Below are 8,085 nucleotides of genomic sequence, written 5' to 3' on the forward strand. Positions count from 1 at the left end.
CGGCAGGGGCTGCAGCCCCTGCACCCGCAGTGAGAAGACGCGAAAATCTGCGCAGCGCATCTTTTCGCGACTATGCCATGGCAGGGGTGAGCAGGGCTGACGCTTGCGCCCAGTGATAACGCCGCGCTCCGTTGTCGCGCGCGGCAGGGGTGACCCCTGCACCCAGTGTTAAGGCCGCGCTCCGTTGTCGCGCGCGTCGCGAGAGTTAACCATGGTACGAGTGGTCGCCCACTTTTTTGTGTCATTCAGAGCGCAGCGAAGAATCCCGGATTCTTCCTTGCCGCGAGCCCGGCCTTGCGCTGTTGTGCGCGAAGCCCCGTTTCTGAAGAAAAAAGCGGCACAGTCGGAATTTAGCAGATTCGAGCGAGACGTTCCCGCACATGTTCCGTGTCATTCTTGAGCGCTTCTGGATAACTCCGCTTCCACCCGCCGAAGCCCTGAGCGCAGCCGAACGGGGAAGAATCCCGGATCCTTCCCTCTTTCGTGTCATTCAGAGCGCAGCGAAGAATCCCGGATCCTTCCTTTCTTCCGTGTCATTCTTGAGCGAAGCGAAGAATCCCGGATTCTTCCTTGCCGCGAGCCCGGCCTTGCGCTGTTGTGCGCGAAGGCCCGTTTCTGAAGTAAAAAGCGGCACAGTCGGGATTTAGCAGATTCGAGCGAGACGTTCCCGCACATGGTTAAGTCCGCTGCGGACTTTTCCTTTGGCGGGCGGTGTACAGAAAGGCTCCAATACTTCTTCCGTGTCATATATGGACCCCGCCCAATTGAAAACCGGGACCGAAACAGACAGATTCAATGCGACCCGGCAAAACGCCGCCTTAAACTGAAAGTAAGATGCCAGTCCGTCATCGCGAAGAAGTTTTGAACACCGTCCTTGCGGAGGTGATTGTCGCGCGCGGGTTGAACGCCACTCCGGAGTCAATTCGTGATCACGGCAAGACGCGCCCGGACGTAATGATCGCCTTTCGAGGCCTCCGGTGCGTCATCGAAGGCAAGATCGCAGATGTCGCCAATGCCAGAGTAGTCGTGCTGCAGGACGCCACGGCACGGGTCGAAAAGGGCGTTGCCCATCTCGCGATTGCAGCGGTTTATCCGAAGGTTCTACGGAGCACGCCTTTCGATCGTCTGCTCGAAGCATGCAGCCAAAGCCAACTGGATTTCGCTGTCTGCTCGGAACGCGGCGCCAGCGAGTGGCGGTCGGGAGGCATCGACGATATTCTCGACGAACTGCGCCGCGCCCACGAGGTTCTCAGCCGCGACGACGTGGTGCAGGAAGTGGCCAAAAAGCTCGATGCCGGGCTTCAAGAGGTCGCCCAAATCCTCTTCGAGGACGCTACCGTCTGCGACCGCCTAATCCCGTTGCTGGGCATCGGCGAGCCCGAGAATGAAGAAACAGAGTGACGGCAGGCGCCGCGAGACAGCGGCAAAGGTTGGCGCTCTCACTCTTGCCAACGCCTTCGTGTTTCAAGAGCAACTCGCCGCAGTTGAGAAGCGCGTCAAGCCGCTGCGGAGGGTACTAGCAGAGAAGGACGTTATCGGGGCATTCGAGCAGCATTGGGATTTCATCTGCGAGAAGATCAATTACGTCCCCATTTTTCGGATTGCGCGCGAAATCCTGCTTGTTCTGCCAAGCGGGACGGATTCGGAAGAAGCGGTTAAGCGGCTCGCGCGGCTGGCCTTGGAAATCTGTGCGGAGAAGGCGGCTCTCAGGCATGACCTTATGGGCCGCATCTACCATTGGTTGCTCCACCACGCCAAGTATTTGGGCACGTACTACACTTCGGTTCCGGCTGCGACGCTGCTGCTGAAGCTCGCGTTGGCGGCGGACAGATGGCCCGTCAAATGGGATAACGTCGAGGGATTCCGGAATTTCAAGATCGCCGATCTGGCATGCGGCACCGGCACCCTGCTGATGGCGGCAAGCCAGGCAATCACCGATAACTTCATTCGCTCTGCCGCGCGAGCCGGAAAAGAAGTTACGGACTCAGCGCTCAGGGAGCTTCATTGTGCCCTGATGGAAAATATCCTGCACGGGTACGACGTGCTCCCGTCTGCCGTTCATCTGACCGCATCGACGCTCGCACTGCTCGCGCCCGAGATAGCTTTCCGGAAAATGCAACTCTACTGCCTACCCTTGGGGAAGATGCCAACCGTCTACCTGGGCAGCATAGAGTTCTTGAATAGCAACGTCGTACAGACTCAGTTCGACTTGATGGGAAACGCTCCTGTTGCCGGCGCCGCGGCCGCCGTCACCGGGAAGGGCATGGTCGCCTCGCAGGCGCCGTTACCTGACCTTGACCTTTGTGTCATGAATCCGCCATTCGTGCGAAGCGTCGGCGGAAACCTGCTCTTTGGATCGCTGCCGCTCGATCGTAGTGCAATGCAGAAAACCCTTCGGGAGCTTCTCAGGTCTCACAAAGATGGTCCTGTATTAGCCAGTTCGGCCGCTGGATTGGGTAGCGTCTTCACGGCTGTCGCCGATCGACACATCAAGTCCGGGGGTCGATTGGCGCTGGTCCTGCCGGCCGCTCTTACCACCGGCGTGGCGTGGGGAAATACACGTGCACTAATCGAGCAAAAATACGACCTCGAGTTCGTCATTTCTAGCCACGAGGCCGATCATTGGAATTTTTCCGAAAACACGGATCTCAGTGAAGTCCTCGTGGTAGCACGAAAAAGGGCGGCCGGAGACGGCGATGGTAAAAACGCGACAGCTTTTGTAAACCTTTGGCTCAATCCGAAGACCAGCGCCGATGCCCTGGCTGTCGCCGACGCGATTTTGCGCAGCGAGCCGGCCGAGATAGGCGACGCCAGCAAGCCTAATCTTGCTGTGACGCCACTCTTCGTCGGAGAACGCAGGATCGGTGAGGCGCTGTCAATTCCCACACTGCAGTTGCGAGAAGTGCCGTGGATTGGGGGCGCGTTTGCACAAACGGACCTTGTTCGAGCCGCGTGGTATCTGAGAGCAGGCGGCCTTTGGATTCCTGGTTCGAAACAGATCACGCCTCTTAAGATTGTTCGCTTGATCGATATCGCCACGCTCGGGCCGGACCGTCGTCGCCTTTGGGCGACATTCAAGCGCGTTGATCATCCGCCCGGATTTCCTGTTTTCTGGGGGCACAATGCGTCCGAAATCCTGACCGTGAAAGCCTCGGCGAACGCCTACCTGATAAAGTTGGCAAAGCCCAAGGAGACCCAGACATCCGGATATGCTGAGTCCCTCATGGAGCAAGCTGGGAACGTGATGATTGCCGAGCGTCTGAGGCTTAACACCCAGCGAGCAACCGCAGTCATGCTTGAAAAGGCAGCCCTATCGAACGTTTGGTGGCCGGCATCAATAAAGTCCCCGGATCCGAGGCACGGCAAAGCCCTGGCCCTGTGGCTGAATTCAAGTCTGGGCTTGCTACTCATGGCAGCACACAGAGTGCCAACTGAAGGCTCGTGGGTGAGTTTCAAAAAGCCCACACTCGAGCAGATGCCAGTTCTCGATATTCTTGCTCTATCCAAGAAGGACCTTGCCTGCCTCGACGAGACCTATGCTCAAGTCGGCAGTACTGAACTCAAGCCATTTGCAAACATTGCTTCTGATGACACACGTGCGATGATCGATTCTGCCTTTGCACAGATACTCGGCGTGCCTAGCCTTCGACCCTTTGCTGAAGCGCTCAGTCGGGAGCCGATCATCACCAACTCGCCTATCGTCCCAGAAACCGAGGCGGCAGCAGGGTTTGCTGTCCAAGAACGGCTGAGCCTTCTTTGAGCCCGGTGTCCTTGGCTCCGCCCGCACCGCACAGATGTCCCTCACCCGCGCCGGAGGCGCGGCCTCTCCCTGACGGGTCGAGGCTAGGAAAGATCCGGGATTCTTCGCTTCGCTCTAGAATGACACAAAGAGAAGAGGCGGGCGGGTAAAGAATATCGACGCAGAATCGTGAATCGCGCAATGTGCGGCGCATCGGACATTCGCGCCGCACAAATGTCCCTCACCCTCGAGTTGAAGATCCACCATCAAAATCCAGGCCCGAGTTCAGGGATGAACTCTTCAGCCTGCCCGCGCCGACCCTTCCGTGCTATGCGATCCGCTATGGACACCAGTCACGGTACTTTCCCCTTCCCGGCGCACCCCCATCGTCGGATAAATGACTCCGCATCGCACCACGCCCCGTTCCGAATACAATTTGACGGAACGAAACTACCCTTGGTGGTATACCCGTGACACAACCACAACGGATGGTAGAAATTGCACTTTTCCCCCAAAAACTACCCGGCAAGCAAACGTCAGGATTCGGGATTCTCCGCTCTAGAATGACACGAAAGGAATTCTAACAGGGACGAAGTCCGGCCGTTGGCACGGCTGGCCAGTATTAAGAGACTGCGCGCGACAACGGAGCGCGGCCTTAACATTGGGTGCAGGGCTCAGCCCTGCGGTGCAGGGGTTACCCCTGCCCGCCCGCCTGCTCTACGTGCGCAACGTGCGGCGCGTCAGACATTCGCGCCGCACAAATGTCCCTCACCCTGCCCTCTCCCGGGATTGCTTGCCGACAAATCGCAGATTGACGCTACTGTACAATTGACCTGGACACCAAGGGTTCCCAAAATAGACAATGTGACCGCGATGCTGGAGCTTTGCCGGAGTTGATGGGCCGGATTGTTGGATCGATCGCCGCCGCCCTGGTTGCCGCGACCTTGGCAGCGATCTGTGCCGCCGAGCCCGTGCGCGCCGAATCGCCCGCCGCGGCAATCGCGTTGCAGGACACGCCGATCACCGCTTCTGACGCGGAGAAAGCCGGCACGCAGCCGCCGCCTCCGCCGTACGATCCGACCGTGGTGAAATATGTCGACCCGGGGATGCCGACGGCCACGCCGCCCGATCCGTGGGCCACTCTCACCCCGACGCCGACCGCGACCCCAACTCCTCCCGCGCAGGTGAAAATCGACGGGGTCCGGACCGATCGCGTGCCGACTCCGGGTCAACTTCTCTTCAAAGCGACCCGCGACATCACTTTCATGGATCCACTCAGTTGGTCGGTGAATATCTTCAAAAAGCGCCATCAGCTCGTCGTCTACTACAAGGGCCGGATGTTCAAGAACTACCGCGCCGTGTTCGGGCGCAGCTTCGAGCCCGGCACGAAACTGTGGGAGGGAGACCGGCGCACGCCCGAGGGCGTTTACACGATCGTCGAGAAGCATCCGAGCCGCCGCTGGGATTGGTTCCTGACGCTGAACTATCCAAACCTGATCGACCGGCGCCGCTACGAGGAATTGCGCGACGGCGGCGCAGTGCCGAACCAGGACGGCCATCCGGTTGGCGTGGGCGGCAGAATCGGAATCCACGGCAGCGACGAACCGGAACTGAACCGGGGCAATATCAACTGGACCACCGGATGCATCTCGGTGGACGACGAAGATGTCGAAGAGCTCAAGCGGCTGCTCCCCACCGGCACGATAGTGATAATCAAGCCCTGACGCCGGCAGGGGTGACCCCTGCACTCAGTGTTAAGACGGCGCTCCGTTGTCGCGCGGCAGGGTGACCCCTGCACCCACCGTTCAGGCCGCGCTCCGGCGCGGCGGGCGCGATCGCCGGTTCAGCTCCGGGCGCCTCGACCCGCTGAACGTTCAATCCGCTGCCCGCACAAATTGAAAAATGCGTTCTTTGAGAGACGTAATGGAACTTGCGCGAGCTGTTAACGTGAATATAAGATGCGCTTAATCGCGAATAGTGGAGGTATTAGCGTATCGTAAGTCGCACTGGATGGTTTCCTCGTCAGGCATGAAGCGACGCAAATGGACAAGTACGAAAAGCAGGGATCGGAGCGACGCGATTCGGAGCATTGGCTATGATAGCGACTGCCTTGGTCGAGACCGTGATGATGATGGTCGGATTGGTGTTCGGATGCGCGGCCGTGGAGATCCACTTCGACGAGCAAGAGCATCGTCTTAAGGAAGAGCATCACCTCAAAGCCAGGCTTCACGATTGGTACAAGCAGCGCGGCGCCGGCCGGCCGCATCTCGCAAGATCCCGCGAGTCCGCACACCGCGAGCCTCGCGGGCATGGGCACGTAGCCGGGCTATACCGCTTTCGATAGATAAATCACTTGATTGGATGTGCACGCCACCATGGCAGGGGTGACCCTGGCCGTGGCGACGGCAGCGCAGTATTAAGCCGTTGGCAGGGGCCGCGCCCGCCAACGGCGGGCGGCCTTAACACTGAGTGCAGGGGTCACCCCTGCAAACCCAGGGTGGGTTTCACATTCGGCGCGCGACGGCGCGGTTGTATCAACGGAGCCGGAAGCTTGGCATATGGGCGCATTCCCGCGTATATGGTGAAGCTGCAATCGGAGACTCAAAACGGAAACCCCGAGTAAAAGCCGCTTGGTCTCCGGTCCCGCCGTTGTCGCCTATGTCAGCGCGCTCGAACTGCTAATCCATCTGCCGAATCCCGGCGGTTACGGTTTGTTCATCGACGAACTCTACTTCCTGGCCTGCGGTGAGCATCTGAGTTGGGGATACGTCGATATGCCGCCCTTGACTGCATTGCAGGCGTGGATTGTGCGCAGCTTCCTCGGCGATTCACTTCTGGCGATTCGGCTTATCCCGGCGCTCGCCGGTGTGGGACTGGTTCTGCTTACTGGCGCATTGGTCAGGCATCTTGGGGGCGGACGATTTGCGCAGGCGCTCGCCGCCGTCGCCGTCCTGGTTGCGCCGTTCTACCTGTCTTTCGACAGCTATCTCTCAATGAACTCGGTCGAGCCGCTGTTGTGGATGGGCTGTGTGCTGATGCTGATCCGCATGATCAAGACCGGCGACACCAGACTTTGGCTGTGGTTCGGAGTGATAGCCGGTGTAGGTCTGGAGAACAAGGACACCATGCTACTGTTCGGCTTTGCGTTGATAGCCGGTCTGCTGATGACGCCTGAGCGCCGGTTGATGAGCAGCCGCTGGTTCTTCATCGGCGGGATAGTGGCTTTCCTAATCTTCCTGCCCAATCTGATCTGGATGACTCAGCATCACTTTCCCCACCTAGAGATGCTCGCCAATATCAAGCGCAACGGGCGCAACGTTGCTCTAAGCCCGATCGGGTTCTTCGGCCAGCAAGTCCTGGGCATGCAGCCGGTGGCGTTTCCAATCTGGATGTGCGGTTTGTGGGTCTTCCTATTCAGCGAGCAAGGCCGACCTTTCAAGGCGCTTGGGTTCGCCTACCTGGTAGCACTCGTGGCGCTGCTGCTTACACAGGGGAGGTTCTACTACCTGGCGGCCGCCTATCCGATGCTGATTGCGGGTGGGGCCGTCGCGATTGAGCGCTGGCTAACGGCGCCGCGATGGCGCTGGGTGCGCCCGACGTATCTTGGCTTGCTGGCAGTGACGGGTGGGTTAATTGCGCTGGTCGTGCTGCCCATTCTGCCGCCTGAAACCTACCTCCGCTACACGCACTTCCTTCACGTATCCCAGCCTAAGTTCGAGCATCGCCAGGCAAGCGAGTTGCCCCAGATGTTGGCGGACCGTTTTGGCTGGCCCGAGATGGCGGCGGCAGTCGCCAAGGTCTACAAGAGCATTCCGGCCGACGAACGAGCGCGGACGGCAATTTTTGGGCAGGACTACGGCGAGGCAGGAGCGATCGACTTCTACGGGCCAAAGCTCGGACTGCCCAAAGCGATCAGCGGCCATGTGAACTACTGGTATTGGGGTCCGCGCGCTTATACGGGTGAGAGCATGATCGTGCTCGGCGACACACCACGCGAGCGCCTTGAGCATTACTTCGCGCGAGTCGAAGCGGTGGGCGCCGTCGACAATCCGTACGCGATGGCCTCGGAGCATTTCACTATCTATCTCTGCCGCGAGCCGAAGGGTGGTGAAACACTCGAACAACTATGGCCGAAGTTGAAGAACTGGGATTAGGCGCCGCCCTACCTCGTGGCAGGCGCGGCATGAAGGAAGAATCACCTGCGCGGCGGGCGGCAGGGGTTGACCCCTGCACCCAGTGTCCATCGCGAAATCCCGAGGACGGTCTTTCGCTCTCAGGGTCGAGAGGGAAAGATGCGTCGCGCATATTTTCCGATTCACATTGGCCCGTCGTGCCAGTATTAAAGG

The 8,085-nt window shown here is 59.3% G+C and carries 5 protein-coding genes; all 5 read left to right on the forward strand.

What is annotated here, in order from left to right:
• The first annotated feature begins 834 nt into the window (after window positions 1–834).
• The 5 genes from ABSB13_RS05700 (at window position 835) to ABSB13_RS05720 (ending at window position 7,893) form a co-directional block, all read left to right on the forward strand.
• Window positions 835–1,401: a hypothetical protein gene (locus ABSB13_RS05700; protein WP_428106312.1), complete on the forward strand. Its 567-nt coding sequence runs from the start codon at window positions 835–837 to the stop codon at window positions 1,399–1,401.
• Window positions 1,385–3,760 carry an N-6 DNA methylase gene (locus ABSB13_RS05705; protein ID WP_428106314.1) on the forward strand — a complete coding sequence of 792 codons (2,376 nt, stop codon included), beginning with the start codon at window positions 1,385–1,387 and terminating at the stop codon, window positions 3,758–3,760. The genes ABSB13_RS05700 and ABSB13_RS05705 overlap by 17 nt, the downstream gene beginning before the upstream one ends.
• An 875-nt stretch (window positions 3,761–4,635) precedes the next feature.
• The gene (locus ABSB13_RS05710) at window positions 4,636–5,463 is read left to right on the forward strand and encodes a L,D-transpeptidase family protein (RefSeq protein WP_428106315.1); all 828 of its coding nucleotides are present in this window, start codon (window positions 4,636–4,638) and stop codon (window positions 5,461–5,463) included.
• 371 nt (window positions 5,464–5,834) lie between these two features.
• Window positions 5,835–6,083 (forward strand): hypothetical protein, encoded by a 249-nt coding sequence (locus ABSB13_RS05715; RefSeq protein ID WP_428106317.1) that lies wholly within the window; start codon window positions 5,835–5,837, stop codon window positions 6,081–6,083.
• Window positions 6,084–6,369: 286 nt separating this feature from the next.
• Window positions 6,370–7,893, forward strand: coding sequence for a glycosyltransferase family 39 protein (locus tag ABSB13_RS05720; RefSeq protein ID WP_428106318.1), 1,524 nt, complete (start codon window positions 6,370–6,372; stop codon window positions 7,891–7,893).
• The last annotated feature ends 192 nt before the right edge of the window (window positions 7,894–8,085 follow it).

This window comes from Binatus sp. (SeqCode), from assembly GCF_050013435.1.
Lineage (GTDB): Bacteria > Desulfobacterota > Binatia > Binatales > Binataceae > Binatus.